The organism is Bacillus sp. HMA207 (assembly GCF_003402455.1).
GTDB lineage: Bacteria > Bacillota > Bacilli > Bacillales > Bacillaceae_G > Bacillus_A > Bacillus_A cereus.
The window spans coordinates 3536198-3558285 of the sequence record NZ_BEZT01000001.1; the positions used below are offsets into that span (position 1 = coordinate 3536198).

Sequence of the window (22088 nt, forward strand, 5' to 3'; positions counted from 1 at the left end):
GTATTTTCAAACTTATTATTTGAAAAAGAAAAAGAGAGCATTCATTATACCGCTAAAAAATACGGTAAATGAAATTACAATGTGTAACGACAAAAAAGCCGCAATAATGATTGCGGCTTCTGTTACGGTTTTCTTTTATATGTCCACTGGCGGTTATGATTCGTGTTATCCGGAAACTTTTCACCGGCAGTTAATTTCACCATTTGCGGATCTTTCACCATACTTCCCGTTTCACCAATTTCTACGTAAATGCCATCATTCGGCGCTTTTTGTCCAGAACGAAACCTGCGATTTTGTCCCATCTTCATTCTCCTTCCATGACGTCTTGCCTCATTAGTATATCCATTTTAAAAGAAAGCTTTTCTGTCATGTTTAGGAAACAGTACTACATCTCATTCTTGTACATATATATGAATGACACAAGCGTAAGCAGGGATTTCTTTCCTACTTGTAGAAAAAAAAGAAACCAACCTACTCTAGGCTAGTTTCAAAGGAGAGTCAAACATATACGAGAAGATTACATGTTCATTATATGCCTCATCACACGAGCAATGTAACCCTTTTCACAATTTGTACATAATGAAAGAAACATTGTTTGAACTTTCTAAAAAGATGTTGACTTTTCTTAATTTCCAACGATAAATAGTAGACACCACAGCACTTTGAGACGTAAGATGGATATATAGTGAAATTTCCATCTATGGTGATTTCACCGAGTCTAACCTCTTATTTCTGCATATTAAAAACGGAAATACAGATAGATACAAAAAAATTATTATAAGAGGTGAAATTATGAACAAACAACATTTAATCGCATTAGACTTAGACGGCACTTTATTAACAGACAACAAAATAATTTCCACTCGAACGAAACATACAATTGCAAAAGCAAAGGAACAGGGACATATTGTCGTTATTTCAACAGGACGTCCATTCCGTGCTAGTTATGATTACTATAAAGAACTTGATCTTAACACACCTATCGTAAACTTTAACGGCGCTTACGTACATCATCCTCTTGATTCAAACTGGGGAACACATCACTCTCCTCTTGAGCTAGCAACAGCGCAAGAAATTGTCCGAGCTTGCTTTGATTTTGGCGTAAAAAATATATACGCGGAAGTAATGGACGATGTGTATGTTCGTGAAATTGATGAAGATAAAAAACATATTTTCGAATTCGGCTCTCCTAAGATTTTTACGGGAGACTTATTAAATATTTTAAACGATCATCCAACTTGCTTATTAATTGACGCCCATGACGAGCATTCTACTGCAATTCGTCAACATTTAACCGATATGCATGCGGAAGTAATCGACCATAGAAAATGGGGCGCACCTTGGCCGATTATTGAAATTGTGAAAAGCGGATTAAATAAAGCAGTTGGATTACAAAAAATTTCTAGTCATTACAACATTCCACAAGAGCGAATTATCGCTTTCGGTGATGAAGATAATGATTTTGAAATGATTGAATTTGCTGGTCACGGCATCGCAATGGGAAATGCCATCCCTGAATTAAAATCACTCGCAAACCATACGACGTTAACGAACGAAGAAGATGGTATTGCTTTATATTTAGAAGAGGTTCTTGGGTTGTAATCTAAAAATTTCCTACTTATAGTTTCCTGCCAAATGTCCATACTATAAGTAGACGCATGAGACATTGCGTCGATTGTTTTCAGCTAAATAAAGGGGGTTTTTCGAATGGGTAAAAAGAACAAATCAAAACGTTTTATCCAACAAGGAGCCGATGCTGTTATGAAGCATGATGCAAGATTCCCGTACAGAGGTACATTAGCTGAGGCAGAAAAAGCAAGAAGTAACTCTTCTTTTGGAGGGGTTTAAATGGGGAACTTACTATTCCAACAGGCTAGAGATGCTGTTGAAAATGCCGTATCTTGTTCAAGCGGTACTGAGCAACAAGATCTCGTGTATAGAGCAAAAAATGCTTTGCAATCCGCTTACGCAAACTCTTCAACTGCTGAAAAAGTTCAGCTCCGTGAAATGCAAGAGCAATTGCAAAACATCACGAATTTACATTAAAAAAGAGGACCAACTTTGGTCCTCTTTAATCTTTCCGAAACAATCCGAACACCCCAACTGTTTGCAGTATATTTGTAAATGCACCTGGGTCCACTTGTTTAATAATCCTCTCTAATTCGTATAACTCGTAACGGGTAATAACCATCATTAACATTTCTTTATTTTCATTCGTATAAGCACCTGTTGCTGGTATCGTTGTAATCCCTCTTACTAATCGCGAGTGAATCGCCTTTCTTACGTCTGCCCCATTCTTCGTAACAATTAATGCTGTAATCTTTACATGACGAGTATGAATTGCATCAATAATTCTCGTTGATACATATAAAGTCACTAGCGTATACAACGCTTTTTCCCATCCATATACATAGCCAGCAGCGATAATGATAATTGCATTAAAAAAGAAAAAGTATGTACCGACAGGCTTATCTTTTATTTTTGATAAAATCATGGCGATAATATCTAATCCACCTGTAGAAGCACCCCACTTTAAAGCAATCCCTACTCCAATTGCCGAAATAATCCCGCCAAAAATCGCATTTAATATGATATCATTCGAAACCGCTCTAACAGGGATGATCTCTAGAAACAAAGTCATAAATATAACACAAAGAAAACTGAAAAAGGTGAAGGCCTTTCCAACCTTTTTCCACGCTAAAATAACGACAGGAATATTAAATAAGCTAAACAATACTCCCGTAGATATGTGAATCGATAAAAAATCACCTAATATTTGTGATAATAATTGAGACAATCCAGCAAAGCCGCTCGCATACACTTTTGCTGGCGTTAAAAATAAATTCATCCCAATCGCGTTTAATAAACCTGCGATGATTACAACGATTAACTTCTTTATAAGTTCAGTATAATTCAACTTCAAATCCATTTCGAATCCACCTTTACCCTTCATAAATGCACCGCTATACATAGTCTTTACGAAAAAGGAAATGATAAACGTACAACGTTTAGAAATGGAGTTGATACATATGCCACATACGAGTGATAACGACAAAAAAGCACGCGATAATAACGCAAAACGCACACAAAAAAATGAGCAAGAGCAAAAAAATATTCAGCAAGGTAAACGTGCATACTCTAAAAAGACCGATCACCTTTGATTCCATCGTACATCAACAATTATGTTGATGTACTTTTTTACATTTTAAAGGAAAAAAACATTAAAAATTCACTTCATGTTCACTTCTATATTCTACAATAGCGATAACATATTCGGATGAGGTGTTGGCATGAGAGGGAAACATATTTTCATTATTACTGCACTAATAAGTATATTGATGCTATCTGCTTGCGAACAAAAAAATGGCTCAGCTACAGTCGCTACAGCAACAGACTCGACCATTACAAAGGATAACTTCGAAAAACAATTGAAAGATCGTTACGGAAAAGACATGCTATACGAAATGATGGCACAAGACGTCATCACAAAAAAATATAAAGTACCTGATGAAGAGGTAAATAAAGAAGTAGAAAAAGTAAAAAAACAATATGGAGATCAATTCAAAAAAGTATTAGAAAATAATGGTTTAAAAGATGAAGAGGATTTTAAAAATCAAATTAAGTTCAAACTTGCTATGAATGAAGCGATTAAGAAAAGCATTACAGAGAAAGACGTAAAAGACCACTATAAGCCAGAAATTAAAGCGAGTCACATTTTAGTAAGTGACGAAAATGAAGCGAAAGAAATAAAGAGTAAACTAGATGCTGGTGCTTCATTTGAAGAATTAGCAAAACAAGAATCACAAGATCTACTATCAAAAGATAAAGGCGGAGACCTTGGATACTTCAATTCAGGTACAATGGCTCCTGAATTCGAAACGGCTGCCTACAAACTAAATGTTGGACAAATTAGCAACCCCGTAAAATCATCAAACGGTTATCACGTTATTAAATTAACTGATAAAAAAGATTTAAAACCTTACGATGAAGTAAAAAACTCTATTCGCAAAAACTTAGAGGAAGAACGTACTGCTGATCCTGTATTCAGCAAAAAATTGTTACAAGAGGAATTAAAAAAGGCAAATATTAAAATAAATGATAGTGATTTGAAAGATACATTTACTCTTGTTTCTCCGCAAGGAAATTAAAAAAAGCACACCCTTATCTTTTTAGATAAGGGTGTGCTTTTTAATCTTTCATCTTATTTCTTAAAGTAAGTCCAACCTTCTTCTTGGTAAACCTTTTCTTCTTTCATCAACTTACCAAGTGCGCGCTTAAATGCAGCTTTACTCATGTTAAAGCGTTCTTTAATATCTTCTGGATGGCTCTTATCCCAAAACGGCATTGCTCCGCCTCGTTCTTCCATATATGCATAAATTACTGCAGCATCATCTTCCATTCCTTCTTCTTTACGAGGAAGAAGTGAAATGTTAATTGTACCGTCATCTTTGACGTCAATAATACGGCCCGTTACACGCTGACCGATGCGGACTTGTTCTTTTCTTTCTGTATGGTGTAGGAAAGCACGGAAATGCTCATCCGTTAGTATGAATGAACCAACTTGAAGTGAACGATATACACGTCCGTTTACGTTTTTATTACGCATAGATGGCGTTGCATCTACGATAATTTCTTGCATATCACTGTCTCTTGCCGGAAGAGCAATTAAACGATCACGATTCGTTAATTTTAACGTACAATATAATTCGTCGCCTACTTCTGGCCATACCGGCATATAAATCGGGAACTCATCAGCTGGAATTAGTATATCTTTTGACACACCAATATCAACAAACACACCTAAACTAGGAATAACTTCTACAACCTTTACCCAGTTCCAATCATAAGTTGTAATAATTGGTTCCTTCATTGTTGCTGAAATACGATTTTGGTGATCAAGGTATAAGAATACATCAATCGTATCGCCTTCTTCAATTTCTCCAGCCACTTCGTTTTTATGTAGGAAAATTTCTTCTTCTTCATTCCCAACCATATATCCGATTTCCGTTTCGCGTAAAACAGTTACCTGTTCAATCGATCCTATTTGCAAATACATATTTTTTAATTCCCTTCTATATATATAAAATTATCTTTTTTATCATTCCAAACAAAAGTTAATTATAACATGATTTTTCCTATATTTGTCCAACTGCCCAAAATTCACTATAATAAAATGAGGTTACATGAATATAAGTACGAAAACACTTAAGTCTAGACTCGTTTTCAGCTATACTTTAGTATGTACAGTACATAAAAAGATTAGAAATTTATTTGGAGGTGCTAACTATGGCAAAAGATAGTTCTTTTGACATCGTTTCGAAAGTAGAATTACCTGAAGTAACAAACGCAATTAATATCGCATTAAAAGAAATCCAAAACCGATATGACTTTAAAGGAAGTAAAAGTGATATTAAATTAGAAAAAGAAGTACTTGTTTTAACTTCTGATGACGAGTTTAAATTAGAGCAAGTAAAAGACGTTCTTATCTCTAAACTTGTAAAACGTAACGTTCCAATTAAGAACTTAGATTACGGAAAAGTTGAAGCTGCAACTGGCAACACTGTTCGCCAACGCGCAACACTTCAACAAGGTATCGATAAAGATAACGCGAAAAAAATTAACAACATCATTAAAGAAATGAAATTAAAAGTAAAAACACAAGTACAAGATGATCAAGTACGTGTTACAGCGAAAAGCCGTGATGACTTACAAGCAGTAATCGCAGCTGTTCGTAGCGCTGATTTACCAATCGACGTACAGTTCATTAACTACCGCTAAAAAGAAAACTCCTCTTAATTAGAGGAGTTTTCTTTTTGTCTTGTAGAGACAATATTACAAGAACAAACCATAGAAAAAAGGGTATGTGCGGTAAAAATCGCTAAGTAAATTGAAAATAAGGAAAAGACACCTTAAGACGTTTTCCCTTCGATTTGAATTACTTTTCTTAGCAATTACATCCTAGGCCAAAGTCATCTTAAAAATTGCTATAACTCATAATTCCTCTCCTCGTCGAAACGTAACAATTTATGAGTATAAGAATATTTCCCAACCTTTAATATAATGTAAAATTAATAAGGAACTTAAAAAATGTTAATTAAAAAAGAGTTAGAAGTGGTTATTTGAAGAAATTAATATTATGGTTTTTATTGGCCACATTCTCCCTAAATACTGTAGGATGTTCTAATAATACGAATACACTAACGGATAAGTCTAACTGTATCAACAAAGCTTGGTACAAAAAAAATATGTCATGTAATCATTTAAAAAAACATTAAATAGTTAATGATAAAGGTCATAAAAAAAAGACACCTCAAAGTGCCTTCCTCCGACTTGAATCATCTCAATATTAACAATATTTGGATGTGATTAAAAAGAAGCATAAATTGTTAATAAAGATGCAGACTTCAAAATAAAAAGTACACCAAGTAAACTCTTATTCAAAAATTTATATTAAGCACTAATATTTTAGAAACAAGTTTATAAGTATAAAACCTACAGAGATTTTCCCTGTAGGTTTTATTATATTTCAAGTGATTTCCAAATGAATTATAAGTGACTTTTTTCAGTTTGGTTTTCAAAATATTTTTCTTTAACCATTTTTATCAGATTTTCTTTTTCTGTTAGTTCAAATATAAATAATGCTTTTTTCATGTTATTTGCAATATCTTCTTCATTCTGTTGTTTAAATCTTAATAAATTCCATCCTTTTAAATAGTAAAGTTCACCTAATAAGTATAGAGTATTTAGATTAATAGCTAATTTGATGCCCTTATCAATGTATTTTACCGCTTCTTCATATTGATAGGTCATACCTAAACATTTCGCTAAATTAAAAATGATTTTTAATTTAATCGCTTTATCTCTCGGAAAATCTAATTTATTAAAATTAGTTAAACATCTTCCTAATATAGTAATACTTTTATCATATTCTTTATTTTCCGCATAAAATATAGACATTGTCTGCATAATATCTATTTCTCTTTCTGATAAAAAATCAACATTGGTTAAAGTTAGTTTTAATGCATTATTTAAAAGCTTTAAAGCAGTTTTTATGGATCTGTTCACCTCAAATATAGCAATAGCTTCATGCCATAGGAGAAATTGTTTATCTTCTTTTGCCTGGAAATTCTTTTCATCTTTCTCTTTTTTCACGATTTCATAAAGTTCATTATATTGTTTTTGCTTTAAGCAATCTTTTATTACACATTTTACATTTTCTACATATTTTAGCTTTTTGTTTTGAGTTAATGCAAATATATTATTTGGGTCAATACCAAGTCTTTCTGATAATTGATATAACAATATACTAGATGGATAAATCATACCTTTTTCTATTTTGCTAATTTGACTTTGCGAACATATTCCATGACATAATTCGGATTGTGATATATTTTTTTTAATTCTAAGCTCTTTAATGGTAATACCCAAATCGTAAAATTCCATTTTCCCACCTACTATTTAGTACTATATTAGTATAAGAGTATTCTCTAACTTTTAATGTAATGTAAAATTAATATAGTTGCAATTATTGTTTGTTTCAAAGGTCTTTCTCTATCCGTATTGACACAAAAACAGGCTAGGAAGAAGACTTTCTCCCTAACCTGGCCCCACCGAACAAACTTACAAATCCAATAAGAAGACATGAACATAGAGTGAGTAACTTCTCATCTCATCTACGTTTCCTTTTAACTGCAATTAAAAACGCAATAAATAATACATTCACACCAACGATTAAGGAGATAAATAACCAATTCACACCTGTTTCTCCGTTAACTTTATACACGTTTGATTCTTCACGCTTTAAAACGAGATAAAATTTTCCATTTTCCTCTCTTATAATTTCATCCTGCAACAATCCTCTTAACTCTTGTTTTTCACCAATTTCACTTGCAGGTAAGGAGACTTTTTGTGTTTCTTTCGTATTATTAATTGCTACTAAAGTTACTTCATCTTTATATTTTCGTTTTAGTATACTCATCCCGCTCTTATCATACAGAAGCTCAAACGTACCGCGTCGTAAAGACGGTCTCGCCTGCCTAAGTTCACCTAGTTTTGTTATGTGCTGCATAAATTTTTCGTCTGACTTAAAATCCATTAATCGTCTATTATCGGGTACACTTCCTCCATCTAATGCAATTTCAGTTCCGTAATAAAAATTCGGAATCCCAGGTGATGTTAACAAATAAGTAAGCGCCAACTTTAAACGTGATGGCGGATAATACATATTTTCTTTTGCAATACGCGCATATCTTTTTGTTTCTTGATCATCTAAAAACGTAACAAAGTCCCCTTCTTTTTTACTCACATCGTATAACGATTTCACCGATACATCCGCTTCGGAAAACGATTCTACTATTTTTTCGTTGTATTCGCTATCCTCCTTTGTCATAATACGAAAATCTTTCTTTATCACTTGCATATCTTTTTGCGCGTTATCCCAAAAGGAACGCGGCTTTTTTTCACTATGTATAACATAACTTCCGTCTAAATCAACTTCTTTTATCCACCATTTCATTGCGTCAATTACCTGTCGTTCGTTTTCTCCAAGCGGAAATTGAAATACAACTTTCATTCCTTTTGCATGAGCTTCTTTTACAAGTTCTTTCACATCATTTTCTGTCCCGAAATGTTCATTTACCTTTTTAAAATTTCGCACGTCTAATCCATCGTACTTTCCACTTTCAAAAAGCGGCGAAAGCATAACGGTAGTAAAACCCATTTCTTTTATGTAATCCAACCTTTTTATAATTCCTCTTATATCCCCGCCTTGATACCCTTCTAAATTACCAACTTCCAATTGTTTGTCATTTTTCGGTTCTCCATTATTGAAGCGATCAATCATAATGGAGTATATAACTTCATCTTTCCACTCTCTTTTTTCGTCTGCAAAAGTATGTATTGGTACAAACAAAACAAAAGCTAAGCAAAAACAAATGAATAGTTTCCTAGTCCGTATTTTTCCCACACGCATCCCCCAAGTTTTTAATTGTAAGAATATTATACCAATTATCCAAGAGAAACGCATATGTCGATTTCAATCCTCACAAAATAATCTATGTTATATTTTCTAACATCATATATATATTTTTCTGAATTTTTAGTTGATTTTTAGTTCCTTTTCGAATATGATATGAAACATAACAAAACGATGTTATTTTTTCTAACATTATAGGAGGAGAGCTCATGAATATGGGAGATACAGTTTTTATGTTTGTGACGACAGTAATGGTCATGTTGATGACACCAGGATTGGCACTTTTTTATGGAGGTATGGTTCGCAGCAAAAATGTACTCAGTACAACGATGCATAGTTATAGTGCAATGGCTATCGTTTCGATTCAATGGATTGTTATCGGCTATTCTTTATCATTCGGACCAGATTGGCACGGGCTTATCGGTACACTTGATTGGTTCGGTCTAAACGGAGTTACCTACGCACCAAATCCAGACTACTCATCTACTATTCCTCACAATTTATTCATGATGTTTCAACTCATGTTCGCCATTTTAACTCCAGCTTTAATTTCAGGTGCATTTGCTGAAAGAATGCGATTTTCTGCCTTTCTTATTTTTATCCTTCTATGGACAACGATTGTTTACAATCCTGTCGCTCATTGGGTATGGGGCGTCGGCGGGTGGCTAAGGGAACTTGGTGCACTAGACTTCGCTGGCGGAAACGTCGTTCACATCACTTCCGGAGTTGCTGGTCTTGTATTAGCTATTTTCCTTGGAAAACGAAAAAACATAAATGGTTCTTCTCCTCACCATTTGCCATTTACAATGTTAGGCGCAGGATTATTATGGTTTGGCTGGTTCGGTTTTAACGTCGGAAGCGCATTATCTTTAAATGATGTAGCTTTAACTGCATTTATTAATACAAATATAGCTGCTGCTGCCTCAGCATTAACTTGGATACTTTCAGAGTGGTTCTTCCAATCAAAACCGACTGCGATGGGAGCTGCTTGTGGCGCCGTTTCCGGTCTAGTCGCTATTACACCAGCTTGCGGGTTCGTTACACCTTTCTCAGCTCTTCTTATCGGAGCAATTGGCGGCGTATTATGCTTCGGAGCGGTCTTTTTCTTAAAAACAAAATTCGGATACGACGATACACTCGATGCATTCGGATGTCACGGCATCGGTGGAACTTGGGGCGGTATTGCGACAGGATTATTTGCAACTACTGCCGTAAACGGTGATGGCGCTAACGGATTATTTTACGGAAACGCCTCGCTGCTGTTGAAACAACTTGTAGCGATCGGCGCAACATATGCGTTCACAATTATAATGACGTATGCCATTATTAAAGCAATCAACTTCTTCCTCCCTGTCCGGGTAGATGAGCACGAGGAACATATGGGACTTGATATTTCGATGCATGGGGAGAAAGCTTATGAGTATACTGAGCGAGTGAACTAAAAAAGAGATGCAATCTATCGATGATAGATTGCATCTCTTTTTTGCGTACCGGGCAACATACCCCACCTAGTATAACCGGAAATATATTAACGGTTTTTTGGATATATCAACGATTTTTCAAATATATCGATTGTTTCTTTCAATATATCAACGGTTCGACACAACATATCGATTTACCAACAAATTCCGACATGTTTTACATGCGAAATACCCCACATAACTTTATACAAAAAAGACGACCGAAGCCCGGTCGTCTTTTCCTATTTATTTCGGAGCATTTCCTACATATTGCGTAATATCAACATTTAATGCCTGCGCTAAACGCATACCGTATTCTTGATCTGCACGGAAGAAGTTACAAACAGCTAATAATTTTGTGCGTTCATTTACGTCTTTCAAGTCATTTGTTAAGTTTGCAATTAAGTTATCTTGCTCTTCTTTAGAGAATGAACGGTAACGCTCACCTGCTTGTTTAAAGTCATTTGGTTTCTCAATTTTTTCACGAGATACATAGCCTTCTACTTTCATAGTTGAATCGCGGTAAGCTGGGTCTTCAACTGGATTTTCAGCATGACGGCTCGGTTCGTAGTTGATTGTAGATGGGTTTTGATTTACTTGCATCGCACCATCACGTTGTTGGTTATGAACAGCTGCGTATGGGCAGTTTACAGGAATTTGTAAGTAATTTGCCCCAAGACGATAACGTTGTGTATCTGGGTAAGAGAATAAACGACCTTGTAATAATTTATCTTCCGATGGCTCAATACCATTTACAGTTGCACTTGGAGAGAACGCTACTTGTTCTACTTCTGCAAAGAAGTTTTTCGGATTACGATTTAACGTCATTGTCCCTACTTCCATTAATGGGAAGCGATCTTCTGGCCACACTTTCGTTGGATCTAGTGGATCAAAGTCTAAAGAGTCCATTTCATCTAATTGCATAACTTGTACGTGTAAATCCCATTTTGGGTGATTTCCTTTTTCGATTGCATCGAACAAGTCACGAGTTGCATGATTGAAGTCTTTCCCTTGTACTTCTTGCACTTCTTTCGCATTTAGGTTACGTACACCTTGCTGTGGTTTCCAGTGGTATTTTATATAAACAATTTTACCTTCTTCATTAATCCATTTAAATGAATGGACGCCAAAACCCTCCATTTCACGATAGCTTGCTGGTGTACCGTAATCAGAAAATACCCATGTCATCATATGTGTAGATTCTGGACTTAACGTCATGAAATCCCAATAACGATCTGGCGTTTGAATATTCGTATCAGGTGCTGGTTTTAAGGAATGTACCATATCTGGGAATTTAATTGCATCACGAATGAAGAAAACTGGTAAATGATTACCTACGATATCGTAGTTTCCTTCTTCTGTATAAAATTTAACAGCGAACCCACGTGGGTCACGTGCTGTTTCAGGAGAACCTTGACCATGAATAACCGTTGAAAAACGAACAAATACAGGCGTTTCAGTTCCTTCATTTTGTAAAAATGCCGCTTTCGTATATTGCTTCATACTATTTTTCGTTACGAATACACCGTGAGCACCTGCACCACGTGCATGCACAACGCGCTCTGGAATACGTTCACGATCAAAGTGTGCAAGTTTTTCTACTAAATGATAGTCTTCTAATAATACTGGTCCACGACGACCAGCTGTACGAGAATTTTGGTTGTCTCCAACTGGAGCACCTTGGTTTGTTGTTAAGCGATTATTTGGATTCATCTAGGGGGATCCTCCTCTTTATTTCGTAGTAATTATTATTTATTTAAAATTATTATAAATTAATTATTATTCAAAACTAAATCTTTGTCAACTATTTCCTTCACTTTTTTGGAAACAATTTCAGCCAAACAGTCGATAAATGCTGATTGTGCATTCGGCATATTTGGTCTAAAATATTTGGCATTTAATTCATCAGTTACAACTTTACATTCATAATCGTTGTCATATAAAACTTCTAAATGCTCCGCTACAAAACCAACTGGGCAATATATGAAAGATTCGTACCCATGCTCTTCATATAAATCTTTCGTTAAATCTTGCACATCTGGACCAATCCACGGATCTGGAGTATTCCCAGCACTTTGCCAACCGATTGTATAGTTTTGAATATTTGCAGCTTCTGCAATTAAATCTGCCGTATGCTTTAGTTGTTCTACATAAGGGTCTCCTGCTGCAATAATTTTTTCTGGCAAACTATGCGCTGAAAAAATTACGACTGCTTTCTCTTTATTTATAATATTAGTAAACGTCTCTTTTATTTGGTCTGCCCAATACGAAATAAACTTCGGTTCATCGTACCATTGTTCAATTGGTTCAATAACAGGACCACCGATTTCTTTTGAAAGACGAATAGCACGGTCATTATACGCTTTAATGCTAAATGTAGAGTAATGTGGCGCTAATACGATACTAATCGCTTGCTCGATCCCATCACGCTTCATTTCTTCTACCGCATCTTCTATAAATGGTGCAATATGTTTTAAACCTAAGTAACAAGTAAATTGATACTCTGTAAATATGTTATTCATTGAATCTGTTAATTTATGCGCCTGTTCTTTCGTAATTTTTGCAAGCGGCGAAATTCCACCAATCGCTTTATAGCGGCCAATTAAATCTTCAAGCGCTTCTTCTGATGGCGTACGCCCGTGACGGATATGTGTATAATATGCCTCTACATCGTCTAATGATTCTGGTGTTCCATACGCCATTACGAGTAAACCTATTTTTTTCTTTGTCATATATATAACACCTCAATTTTATAAATGAGAATACTTTTCAGAACATTCGTTTCCAATTATAACAAGTAATAATAAATACGTCAAAATAATAATTCTAATTAAATATTATTTATAAGGTGATTTTGAATTTTATATGAAAATTTCTTTAATAAAAAGCGACTTACATAATTGTAAGCCGCTTTTCCCTTATTCCTTAATATTTACCCCATATTCTTTAAACCAAACGTGAATTTGTGCTAAATGAGCTAAAAGCTGTGGCCCAGTCATCAATTGACCAAACCATGGTGTTTGAAATGCACTGCCGCCAGACTGAATTAATCCGCTCAACTGCTCTTTATCAAACAGTTCGTGTAAAATTGAACCTTTATCCGTTAATAGATTTTGAAGCCATACTGTTACTGCTTTTGTATAGTGCGGATTGTGCGTTTTCGGATAAGGACTCTTCTTTCTATATAAGATGTCATGTGGAAGTACACCTTCTAACGCTTTACGTAATAGACCTTTTTCGCGGTTTTTATACATTTTCATTTCCCAAGGAATATTCCACGCATATTCGACAAGACGATGATCTGCAAATGGAACACGTACTTCTAAGCTCGCTCCCATACTCATGCGGTCTTTTCTGTCTAATAATGTTGTCATAAACCATACCATATTTAAATAAAATAATTGGCGTCTTTTTGCTTCTAGCGGACTTTCCCCCTCTAAAATAGGAACTTCTTGAATCGACTCTTCATAGCGCCTTTGTACATATTGTTGTAAATTTAATTTATTTCTCCATTCTTTTTTTAGAAGTTGTTCACGTGCCTCTGTAGAACGCATCCACGGAAATGCACTCGATTGTAAATCATCTTCTCTATAAAACCACGGATATCCACCAAATATTTCATCTGCACATTCTCCAGATAAGCCAACGACAAAATCTTGTTTAATTTCTCGGCAAAACCATAATAATGACGAATCGATATCTGCCATACCAGGCAAATCACGAACGAGTACTGCTTCAGTTAAATACTCTGCTAATTTTTCATTCGAAATGACGCAGCGATGATGGGTTGTTTGAAATGTCTCAGTCATTAAATTAATAAACGGAGCATCTGAATTTGGCTGGAATGCATTCGCTTTAAAGTATTTGTCATTATCTTCGTAATCAATAGAATACGTGTGTAATTGCCCTTTTCCCAATCTCTCATATTCTTTCGCTGCAATAGCTGTAATAGCGCTCGAATCTACACCACCCGATAAAAAAGTACATAGTGGTACATCAGAAACAAGCTGTCTTGTAATAGCATCTTGTAATAAAAAGCGCGTTTTCTCTACTGTTTCTTCAAAAGAGTCTTCATGTTTTTTACTTTCTACATTCCAATATCTCCATATGCATAAACCGTTCTTTGAAAATGTCATCGCATGACCTGGACGCAATTCTTTTATACCAGCATAAATACCGTGGCCAGGCGTTCTTGACGGTCCGAGCCCGAATATTTCTGATAATCCTTCTAACGTTACTTCCGCCTTCACATCTGGATGCGACAATATCGCTTTTAACTCCGAACCAAATAGTAAGCGTCCGCTATCATATTTATAAAAAAGTGGCTTTACACCTAATCGATCTCTCGCAATAAATACTTGCTCTTTCTGTTCGTCCCATACTGCAAACGCATATATACCGTTTAAATGATCGACACATTCTTCTTTCCATTCAATATAAGAAGCTAATAATACTTCTGTATCAGAATGACCTTTGAACGTATATCCTCTTCTTAATAATTCCTTTCGAATGTCTTCTGTGTTATAAAGTTCACCGTTATAGCAAATGGCGTAATTCGTTTCATCTTTTAAACAAGTCATCGGCTGTTTACCGCCCTCAGGATCCACAACGATTAACCGCTTATGCCCAAATGCGACATTTCCTTTAATCCAAACTTTATTATCATCCGGCCCCCGTTTCGCTAACGTCTCAGCCATCTTCGTAACGACATCTCTTTCTCCTTCTAATGAGCGTTTATAATCCACCCATCCTGTAATCCCGCACATATAAATCATCCTTCCATCTTATTTCTTTTCTTGAACGTGCAGTAATCCCCACCCTAAGAGTGCGGATCAAAAAATGAAAAACTTGACGATAACCTACTATCCACATATGGAATAGCATTCTCACTCAGTAAAACGTGTTTTATTGTATGCCCACCTATGTCTAGATGTGTCTAGTTATAAAGAACGCACGAACTGTCTATAACAGGAATAACTACTTTTCATAAAGGAGAAATCGTGTATGATACAACGTAAACATATTTTATATAATCAGCCCCGTGCTCATACAGTCGGTAATGTAGAATATATAAACAATGAGTGGGTATTCTTTGATGATGAAAATGATGAAGCGTTTTTATTAGAAGATATTGCCGAAGATGGGTTTGAAATTTTGTATAATAACAATTGGCTACCAGCCCGTTTCTATGAACAAGATGTATTACAAATCGCCAACGAGCAACACCATTTGCAAAATGGTGAAATGATACGTATTCGAAAAAAGTTACTTCTTAGCTATAATGAATGGCTGGAGGAATTACCTGACTCTGTCTTCACATTATTAACCGAATCATTGCAATCACTTCACTACTCTTTATATGATTGCATGTATTGTCATAATTATTTATCTTTCTTACCGCAAGAGGAGTCACGCGAAGGAGTAAATATTCTTTTGTTTGATAACGAAGAAATGATCTGTACACTGCAGCACCATTTCGTCCGTCACACTACGTCAAATAAAAATATGTTCCGTTTTACGAAAGTAAATGGAGAAGAGTTGCATATCGATGCGACATAAAGTGAAACTTTAATCAGTGGGGTAGCCCACTGATTATTAGCCTTCACCAATCTGATGTTTACGGGATAAAGTAAAAAACCACCTTATAATCTCCCAAGTCTTTGAGATTATAAGGTGGCTTTATTTTTTATTAGAATACTTTCCAGCCAATCGGTAATTTCAGCCCAAGGTAAAATACTGCTACTAGCGCAACAATAAATAAGCCCCAAACCGCCCCTGTTGGTTTGTTTTTGCTCATTTTCACAAGAACCATTTCCATTCCACCGATAACTAAAATACCAGCTAACATTTTTAAGCCATACCACATGTGCATGCTACCTGTTGCTGTCTTCACAATACTCATGTACAACATGAAGCCTGTCACAATAATAATGATATACATTAGGCGAAGCCCCATATGTACACCTTTCCCTTTTCTTCCTGCTGAATAAAGTGAATACGCAACGAAGAATAAAATTAAACCTAACGCCCATGCTGTAATATGCATATGTACCATCGTATCCCTTACCTCCTCTTTTCACACTTTTTCACTCTATATGATAACATGTTCATTTATTTTCAGGAAATGTTTCGCTTTTTTACATTTAAATGCTATAATATTTAGAGTATTTACAAACTTCTTGTAATAACAAAAGGGGGAACAATCATGATTCAAACTAAGGATATTATCGAACTTACAGACACATACGGAGCAAATAACTATCACCCACTTCCAATCGTTATTTCTAAAGCAGAAGGTGTTTGGGTAGAAGATCCTGAAGGAAACCGCTATATGGACTTATTAAGTGCATATTCTGCAGTAAACCAAGGTCATCGTCACCCGAAAATTATTAACGCTTTAATTGACCAAGCTAATCGTGTTACGTTAACTTCTCGTGCTTTCCATAGCGATCAATTAGGTCCTTGGTACGAAAAAGTTGCGAAACTAACTAATAAAGAAATGGTACTTCCAATGAATACAGGTGCTGAAGCTGTTGAAACTGCAATTAAAACAGTTCGTCGCTGGGCTTATGATGTGAAGAAAGTGGAAGCAAACCGTGCTGAAATCATCGTTTGTGAAGATAACTTCCACGGACGTACAATGGGTTCTGTTTCCATGTCTTCAAATGAAGAGTACAAGCGTGGATTCGGTCCAATGCTTCCTGGCATCGTTGTAATTCCTTACGGTGATTTAGAAGCATTAAAAGCCGCAATTACACCAAACACAGCAGCATTCATTTTAGAGCCAATTCAAGGTGAAGCAGGAATTAATATCCCACCAGCTGGTTACTTAAAAGAAGCTTTTGAAGTATGTAAAAAAGAAAACGTTTTATTTGTAGCAGATGAAATCCAAACTGGCTTAGGCCGTACTGGTAAAGTATTTGCTTGTGACTGGGACAATGTAACTCCTGACATGTACATACTTGGTAAAGCACTTGGCGGCGGTGTGTTCCCAATCTCTTGCGTAGCAGCAAACCGCGACATTTTAGGTGTATTTGAACCAGGTTCTCACGGTTCTACATTCGGTGGTAATCCACTTGCATGTGCTGTTTCTATCGCGGCTCTTGAAGTGTTAGAAGAAGAAAAATTAACAGAGCGTTCTCTTCAATTAGGTGAAAAATTAGTTGGGCAATTAAAAGAGATTGATAACCCAATGATCACTGAAGTTCGTGGTAAAGGTTTATTCATCGGTATCGAATTAAACGAGCCAGCTCGTCCTTACTGTGAACAACTAAAAGCAGCTGGTCTATTATGTAAAGAAACACACGAAAATGTAATTCGTATCGCACCACCTCTAGTAATCTCTGAAGAAGATTTAGAGTGGGCATTCCAAAAAATTAAAGCTGTATTATCGTAATGATAGAGAGGTTGTCCGACATGTTGGGACAACCTCTTTCTTTTTATATTCATTTATATTAAGATGAAATTGTAATTTTCTGTATTTTAAAATCGTAAAGGAGGTGCGACATGCTATTAAGATATGGTAAACATATTAACTATTTAGCTACAGCTTTTATTTTAGTTACATTCTTTGGTTTCCTACTTTCCACAACATGGCTTCATTACTCAACTCCTACTACACTCACACTACTGAAAGCATCATTTTGGACTGCTGTTATTCTTACTATCATTGGTTTTGGACGAGAAAAAAGCGCACTTACGGTTATACTATTTGGCATTTGTACACTTGCATTCATTGGTCTTTACACTTTTGCCGTTATCGATTACCTCTATAACCCAAGGCCATAAAAAAGAGCTATCTTTTAACAAGATAGCTCTTTTCTTTATTTCACTACATTTCGTAAAGTACCAATTCCTTCTACTGTAATGACCACTTCATCACCAGCATGTAAAAACTTCGGTGGTGTAAAACCTTTTCCGACACCAGCCGGCGTTCCTGTTGCGATAATATCGCCTGGTTCTAAAGTCATTCCTTTACTTATCGTTGAAATAATTTCTTCTATTGAAAAAATCATTTTATTTGTGTTAGAAGTTTGCCTTACTTCTCCATTTACTACCGTTTCAATGTGCAATGCATTCGGCGCATTAACCACCGATTTATGAATTAAATACGGTCCCATCGGACAAAATGTATCGAAGCTTTTCCCAAGGAAAAACTGTTTATGTTTTCTTTGAATGTCTCGAGCTGTTACATCATTGATAATCGTATAACCAAAAACATGCTCAAGCGCTTTTTCTTTTTTTATTTGTTTCCCTCGCTTACCAATAATGATAGCTAATTCTCCTTCGTAATCTAGTTCGTCCGTTGCATGAGGGTGACCATTAATTTGCTCATTTATGCCAATAACTGTTGTTGGTGCTTTCGTAAAGATCATTATATTTTCTGGAATAGACTCTACTCCGCCCATTTCTACCGCATGCTCACGATAGTTTTTTCCAACGCACAAAATATTCTTTCTTGGCCTTGGAATCGGCGCTAATATTTTCACCTCTGTTAACGGATAATACGCCGCTTCCCCGTTCTCTTTTGCCCAATTTACAATTTCACATACTTTCTCAAAGCATTCAGTCCCTCTTTCAATACACTCTAACATTGTAATAGGGATTGTAACCTTTTCCCCTTTTTGTCTTTGCGCTTCTCTTAAGTGTAATACCTTTTCTTCTTCTTCATCTACAATACCTACAAATACCTTTTCTTCTTTCTTCGCCGTTACAAAACGCAATATTTCCACTCTCCATCCTAAAACTCATACCCTTTAATTGTATTCGCATCCGCAAGAAAAAAACCTTCTCATGCACGCTAATTTTTACAATATTCTTCTCATCCCCTATTCGTTACCCCTTTATCATTTGGCATAAAATGTAGAAATTTTACTTTTTTTAGCGAATGCATTTCTTTTTTATGAAGTTTTTGTATAATATGTACTACATATATACTAAAAATTTCATTTAGAGATGGAGCCGATTTCAATGTTTGAGCAAGCGATTGAAAAAAAACGTGAAAAAATGATTTATTTTGCTGAACGCTATGGAATGACTTCTCAAAAAACAGTGGATTGTAGCCAAGAACTGGACAGGCTCTTAAATGTAATTTGTCATGTACATACGGATTTACACCCTAATCAAACGTTCAAAACACACACGCAATAATGCGTGTGTTTCTTTTATTTCAAAAAAATACACATTTTATTGGAAACGCCCATACAATAGTAGAAAAGAAAATTTTAAAAGCGAAGGGTGTTTTGTATGCCAGCTATGGTCGGACATATTCGTATCGTCAATATTGGATCAAGTGGTATTTTTCATATTGGAGATGTATTTGCGATTAGGCCTATTAGTTACTCACGTGCTTTCGCCGGGGCCGGCTCTTTCAACGTTGGAGATAATGTTTCTGTCTACAATTATCAAAGTGCAACGACTGTCAACGATTCAGATGTAATCGATCAAGCGATAATTGGCTCAACTTAAAGGAGGCAATTGCATTGAATTTTTATGTAAACCAAAGTATCATCATCAACAGTATTAAAATTGATAGCATTACAACCTCTTCTGTGTTCCAAATTGGTACTGCCGGAAGTATTAAAGCCCTATCTAAATTTTCAAATACGGGCGGATTTACGGAACCGCTTCGCCCATTACAGGCGAAAGGACAAATTATTTCTATCAAACCATCAACTAGTTCTTCTTAAGACATCCTTGTCATAAATATATAGCAGGAATATTTTTACCCTCCCTATTGAAAAGGAGGTTTCACAAATGAATCAAGATATATATACTTACTTACACCAACTTCAACAAGCTCTTCAAACACAACAAGCAACCATCCTGAATTTAGAAGATCAAGTGCGCCAACTCCAAGAAGAGCTTAACGAATTAAAAAATCGCCCCTCCTCTTCTGTAGGAAAAGTGGAATACAAATTCGATCAATTAAAAGTCGAAAATTTAAATGGTACTTTAAATATTGGTTTAAACCCATTTTCAGCAAAAGGACAACAAATTGAAGATTTTCAAGTGGATACAGAAACATTGAAGGTAAACCCTGAAACCGAAACAAACCCAGACTTTTATCAAGGTATCCTCCAAGAAATGCATCGATACTTAGATGAAGAAGCATATAATCGTATTCTCCATTTTGAACAAGAAGAGAGAACACCGCTTGATGAAATGTATCGACAAATGATGGTGGATGACATAAAAAAACAGATGGAGCATCGACTCCCTTATTATTTATCACAAGCGCAATCATATGAAGGTATTTCAACAGATCCAGACTATTTACGAGATATCATTATTCAGGCAATGAAACAAGATATTGACAAAGCCTTTCTCTCCTTTATTCAGCACATACCGGGAAATTTCCGAAAGGAGTAAGTAGGTATGAACCTTAACGTTGTAAACCGTGAGTTAAAAGTCGGACAGATTAAAATGAACGGTGTATCGTCGTCCGCACTCTTTTTAATTGGAGATGCAAATCTCCTCATTCTATCTTCTATTCTCGATACACCATTTGAAACAGTTACAGAGGGTCCATTTGTACCATTAGTAACAGATGTCCCTCCTACTCCAGGTTAAGGAGACTGAAAAATTATGTTGCATCATGTGTCTATTGTCCAAAATGTTTCTATTGTTTCGTTAGGGATTGCTGCCGTATTTCAAGTTGGAGATGCCAATCAAATGGAATTAAAAAGTAGAGCTATTGCCGTCCACCGTGAAATTCCTTGTTATATACGGGGAGAAGGTAGCTTTGATGCTTTTGAAATCTTTACAGATGAACACATTACAATTCCAAAACGAACGACAGATGTAAAATTAAATATTGTAAATGAATGCCCTTTTATTGAAGTGAATAACGTTGAATTGCGCACACTTTTAAACTCTGGTGGATTTCAAATTGGAAATGTTGATTATGTTTTTAATAACTCTCGTATTATGCAAATCCGCCAATATATTACAGATGAACCTTCCGCACAATAATTCATATAGTAATTACAAAGTTTAGTAAAGTAGGTGGATGGATATGCCTTCTGTTGTTGGAAATCTCGTCGTTCAAAACAGTAACGGTTCTTTCAATTTAGGAGATTTTTATAACGTTTCTCCGAAAGAAAACACGAAAGCTTATAATGGGTCCGGAGCTTCCAATGTTGGATTTGTCGTGAATACGTTTAACGGTGTTAGTGCAACGAATACATTTGATTCTGATGTGGCAGATCAAGATCAGATTGGAACAGCGTAAAAAAAGTAGGAGATATTCTCCTACTTTTTTCTTTTATCTAATTCAAAATTATTAAAATGAAATTTTAATAAGCAAGAGCTTGACTGTCCACAAATAGTGGTATAAACAAGTAAGTAGTGAAGAGGCACTATTTTATTTAAATGATAACCCACTCTCCTCCAAAGCCTTCCTAAGCTTCGGCAAAGACGCAGGTCCCATACCATGCAGTTTTAAAATTTCTTTTTCACTATATTTTGAGAGTTCTTCTACAGTTTGAATTCCACGGTGCTCTAATGCCCTTCTTGCTGGCGCTGAAAGAAGAGAGAGAAAACCTTCTTTTGGTTTTCTCTCTTTCTCACAGACTGGGCAAGTTGGACAATCGCTACTTTTATAGTACTCGTGTCCCTGTTCACAAGTTCTTAACGTTTTTTCCGTTACCATT

28 protein-coding genes are annotated in these 22088 nt (G+C 35.6%); 17 read left to right on the forward strand and 11 right to left on the reverse strand.

All coding sequences use genetic code 11. From position 1 onward, the window contains the following. Positions 1 to 122 precede the first annotated feature (122 nt). The gene (locus HMAS_RS18265; RefSeq protein ID WP_000531421.1) at positions 123 to 302 is read right to left on the reverse strand and encodes a YjzC family protein; all 180 of its coding nucleotides are present in this window, start codon (positions 300 to 302) and stop codon (positions 123 to 125) included. Positions 303 to 792: 490 nt separating this feature from the next. Here HMAS_RS18265 and HMAS_RS18270 point away from each other — a divergent pair, with 490 nt between their 5' ends. From HMAS_RS18270 to HMAS_RS18280, 3 genes are all read left to right on the forward strand, one after another. Beyond that, positions 793 to 1602: a Cof-type HAD-IIB family hydrolase gene (locus tag HMAS_RS18270; protein WP_001041232.1), complete on the forward strand. Its 810-nt coding sequence runs from the start codon at positions 793 to 795 to the stop codon at positions 1600 to 1602. A gap of 105 nt (positions 1603 to 1707) precedes the next feature. Beyond that, complete coding sequence (locus HMAS_RS18275; RefSeq protein ID WP_000516816.1) at positions 1708 to 1848, forward strand: hypothetical protein; 141 nt, start codon at positions 1708 to 1710, stop codon at positions 1846 to 1848. Continuing rightward, complete coding sequence (locus HMAS_RS18280) at positions 1849 to 2046, forward strand: DUF3813 domain-containing protein (RefSeq protein WP_000527407.1); 198 nt, start codon at positions 1849 to 1851, stop codon at positions 2044 to 2046. Positions 2047 to 2071: 25 nt separating this feature from the next. Here HMAS_RS18280 and HMAS_RS18285 read toward each other — a convergent pair whose 3' ends face one another. Then, positions 2072 to 2929, reverse strand: coding sequence for a YitT family protein (locus HMAS_RS18285; protein ID WP_000364431.1), 858 nt, complete (start codon positions 2927 to 2929; stop codon positions 2072 to 2074). A 100-nt stretch (positions 2930 to 3029) separates the two neighbouring features. Here HMAS_RS18285 and HMAS_RS18290 point away from each other — a divergent pair, with 100 nt between their 5' ends. Together HMAS_RS18290 and prsA are read left to right on the forward strand one after the other, a co-directional pair. Then, positions 3030 to 3161 (forward strand): DUF3941 domain-containing protein, encoded by a 132-nt coding sequence (locus HMAS_RS18290; protein WP_001120851.1) that lies wholly within the window; start codon positions 3030 to 3032, stop codon positions 3159 to 3161. Positions 3162 to 3290: 129 nt separating this feature from the next. Further along, positions 3291 to 4148 (forward strand): peptidylprolyl isomerase PrsA, encoded by an 858-nt coding sequence (gene prsA / locus HMAS_RS18295; RefSeq protein ID WP_001214202.1) that lies wholly within the window; start codon positions 3291 to 3293, stop codon positions 4146 to 4148. Between the two features lie 53 nt (positions 4149 to 4201). On the opposite strand, the gene HMAS_RS18300 is transcribed toward prsA, so the two are convergent. Next, positions 4202 to 5056 carry a CvfB family protein gene (locus HMAS_RS18300; RefSeq protein ID WP_000281260.1) on the reverse strand — a complete coding sequence of 285 codons (855 nt, stop codon included), beginning with the start codon at positions 5054 to 5056 and terminating at the stop codon, positions 4202 to 4204. A 230-nt stretch (positions 5057 to 5286) separates the two neighbouring features. Here HMAS_RS18300 and HMAS_RS18305 point away from each other — a divergent pair, with 230 nt between their 5' ends. After that, on the forward strand, positions 5287 to 5778 hold the full coding sequence (locus tag HMAS_RS18305; RefSeq protein ID WP_001040149.1) for a YajQ family cyclic di-GMP-binding protein: 492 nt from the start codon (positions 5287 to 5289) through the stop codon (positions 5776 to 5778). A 768-nt stretch (positions 5779 to 6546) separates the two neighbouring features. On the opposite strand, the gene HMAS_RS18315 is transcribed toward HMAS_RS18305, so the two are convergent. Further along, positions 6547 to 7443, reverse strand: a complete 897-nt coding sequence (locus HMAS_RS18315; RefSeq protein ID WP_000397876.1) for a helix-turn-helix domain-containing protein — start codon at positions 7441 to 7443, stop codon at positions 6547 to 6549. A gap of 226 nt (positions 7444 to 7669) precedes the next feature. After that, positions 7670 to 9025, reverse strand: coding sequence for an alpha-amylase family glycosyl hydrolase (locus tag HMAS_RS18320; protein ID WP_050595097.1), 1356 nt, complete (start codon positions 9023 to 9025; stop codon positions 7670 to 7672). A 158-nt stretch (positions 9026 to 9183) separates the two neighbouring features. Between HMAS_RS18320 and HMAS_RS18325 the strand changes: the two genes are divergently transcribed. Continuing rightward, positions 9184 to 10416, forward strand: coding sequence for an ammonium transporter (locus HMAS_RS18325; RefSeq protein WP_046392459.1), 1233 nt, complete (start codon positions 9184 to 9186; stop codon positions 10414 to 10416). Positions 10417 to 10680: 264 nt separating this feature from the next. On the opposite strand, the gene katB is transcribed toward HMAS_RS18325, so the two are convergent. The 3 genes from katB to asnB all read right to left on the reverse strand — a co-directional run bounded on the left by katB (position 10681) and on the right by asnB (position 15200). Further along, positions 10681 to 12147, reverse strand: coding sequence for a catalase KatB (gene katB / locus HMAS_RS18330; RefSeq protein ID WP_001069179.1), 1467 nt, complete (start codon positions 12145 to 12147; stop codon positions 10681 to 10683). Positions 12148 to 12206: 59 nt separating this feature from the next. After that, complete coding sequence (gene hemH, locus HMAS_RS18335) at positions 12207 to 13166, reverse strand: ferrochelatase (protein WP_000162629.1); 960 nt, start codon at positions 13164 to 13166, stop codon at positions 12207 to 12209. A gap of 186 nt (positions 13167 to 13352) precedes the next feature. Further along, positions 13353 to 15200, reverse strand: a complete 1848-nt coding sequence (gene asnB / locus HMAS_RS18340; RefSeq protein ID WP_000333997.1) for an asparagine synthase (glutamine-hydrolyzing) — start codon at positions 15198 to 15200, stop codon at positions 13353 to 13355. Between the two features lie 238 nt (positions 15201 to 15438). On the opposite strand from asnB, the gene HMAS_RS18345 reads away from it, so the two are divergent. Then, entirely contained in the window at positions 15439 to 15993 is a 555-nt protein-coding gene (locus tag HMAS_RS18345; RefSeq protein ID WP_000616046.1) for a DUF2777 domain-containing protein, read from the forward strand. Positions 15994 to 16123: 130 nt separating this feature from the next. Here the strand turns inward: HMAS_RS18345 and HMAS_RS18350 are convergent, their stop codons facing one another. Continuing rightward, positions 16124 to 16489 carry a YisL family protein gene (locus HMAS_RS18350; RefSeq protein ID WP_000233494.1) on the reverse strand — a complete coding sequence of 122 codons (366 nt, stop codon included), beginning with the start codon at positions 16487 to 16489 and terminating at the stop codon, positions 16124 to 16126. A 150-nt stretch (positions 16490 to 16639) separates the two neighbouring features. Between HMAS_RS18350 and rocD the strand changes: the two genes are divergently transcribed. Next, positions 16640 to 17830, forward strand: a complete 1191-nt coding sequence (gene rocD / locus HMAS_RS18355) for an ornithine aminotransferase (RefSeq protein WP_000616658.1) — start codon at positions 16640 to 16642, stop codon at positions 17828 to 17830. Positions 17831 to 17940: 110 nt separating this feature from the next. Then, positions 17941 to 18222 carry a hypothetical protein gene (locus HMAS_RS18360; protein ID WP_000926857.1) on the forward strand — a complete coding sequence of 94 codons (282 nt, stop codon included), beginning with the start codon at positions 17941 to 17943 and terminating at the stop codon, positions 18220 to 18222. A gap of 35 nt (positions 18223 to 18257) precedes the next feature. Here HMAS_RS18360 and HMAS_RS18365 read toward each other — a convergent pair whose 3' ends face one another. Further along, the gene (locus HMAS_RS18365; protein WP_001213071.1) at positions 18258 to 19157 is read right to left on the reverse strand and encodes a fumarylacetoacetate hydrolase family protein; all 900 of its coding nucleotides are present in this window, start codon (positions 19155 to 19157) and stop codon (positions 18258 to 18260) included. A 247-nt stretch (positions 19158 to 19404) separates the two neighbouring features. On the opposite strand from HMAS_RS18365, the gene HMAS_RS18370 reads away from it, so the two are divergent. From HMAS_RS18370 to gerPF, 7 genes are all read left to right on the forward strand, one after another. Further along, positions 19405 to 19584, forward strand: coding sequence for an aspartyl-phosphate phosphatase Spo0E family protein (locus HMAS_RS18370; RefSeq protein ID WP_000462841.1), 180 nt, complete (start codon positions 19405 to 19407; stop codon positions 19582 to 19584). A gap of 96 nt (positions 19585 to 19680) precedes the next feature. Beyond that, a complete protein-coding gene (gene gerPA / locus HMAS_RS18375) occupies positions 19681 to 19902 on the forward strand; it encodes a spore germination protein GerPA (protein WP_001111187.1) in 222 nt (73 codons plus the stop codon). Positions 19903 to 19916: 14 nt separating this feature from the next. Continuing rightward, positions 19917 to 20123: a spore germination protein GerPB gene (gene gerPB / locus HMAS_RS18380; protein ID WP_001012508.1), complete on the forward strand. Its 207-nt coding sequence runs from the start codon at positions 19917 to 19919 to the stop codon at positions 20121 to 20123. Between the two features lie 67 nt (positions 20124 to 20190). Beyond that, the gene (gerPC, locus tag HMAS_RS18385) at positions 20191 to 20805 is read left to right on the forward strand and encodes a spore germination protein GerPC (RefSeq protein WP_025709865.1); all 615 of its coding nucleotides are present in this window, start codon (positions 20191 to 20193) and stop codon (positions 20803 to 20805) included. Between the two features lie 6 nt (positions 20806 to 20811). After that, positions 20812 to 21006, forward strand: coding sequence for a spore germination protein GerPD (gene gerPD, locus HMAS_RS18390; protein ID WP_001052807.1), 195 nt, complete (start codon positions 20812 to 20814; stop codon positions 21004 to 21006). 15 nt (positions 21007 to 21021) lie between these two features. Next, positions 21022 to 21408: a spore germination protein GerPE gene (locus HMAS_RS18395; RefSeq protein WP_000902333.1), complete on the forward strand. Its 387-nt coding sequence runs from the start codon at positions 21022 to 21024 to the stop codon at positions 21406 to 21408. 43 nt (positions 21409 to 21451) lie between these two features. Beyond that, complete coding sequence (gerPF, locus tag HMAS_RS18400) at positions 21452 to 21667, forward strand: spore germination protein GerPF (RefSeq protein ID WP_001141566.1); 216 nt, start codon at positions 21452 to 21454, stop codon at positions 21665 to 21667. Between the two features lie 132 nt (positions 21668 to 21799). On the opposite strand, the gene HMAS_RS18405 is transcribed toward gerPF, so the two are convergent. Continuing rightward, a complete protein-coding gene (locus HMAS_RS18405) occupies positions 21800 to 22087 on the reverse strand; it encodes an RNA polymerase alpha subunit C-terminal domain-containing protein (RefSeq protein ID WP_000255728.1) in 288 nt (95 codons plus the stop codon). Position 22088 lies beyond the last annotated feature (1 nt).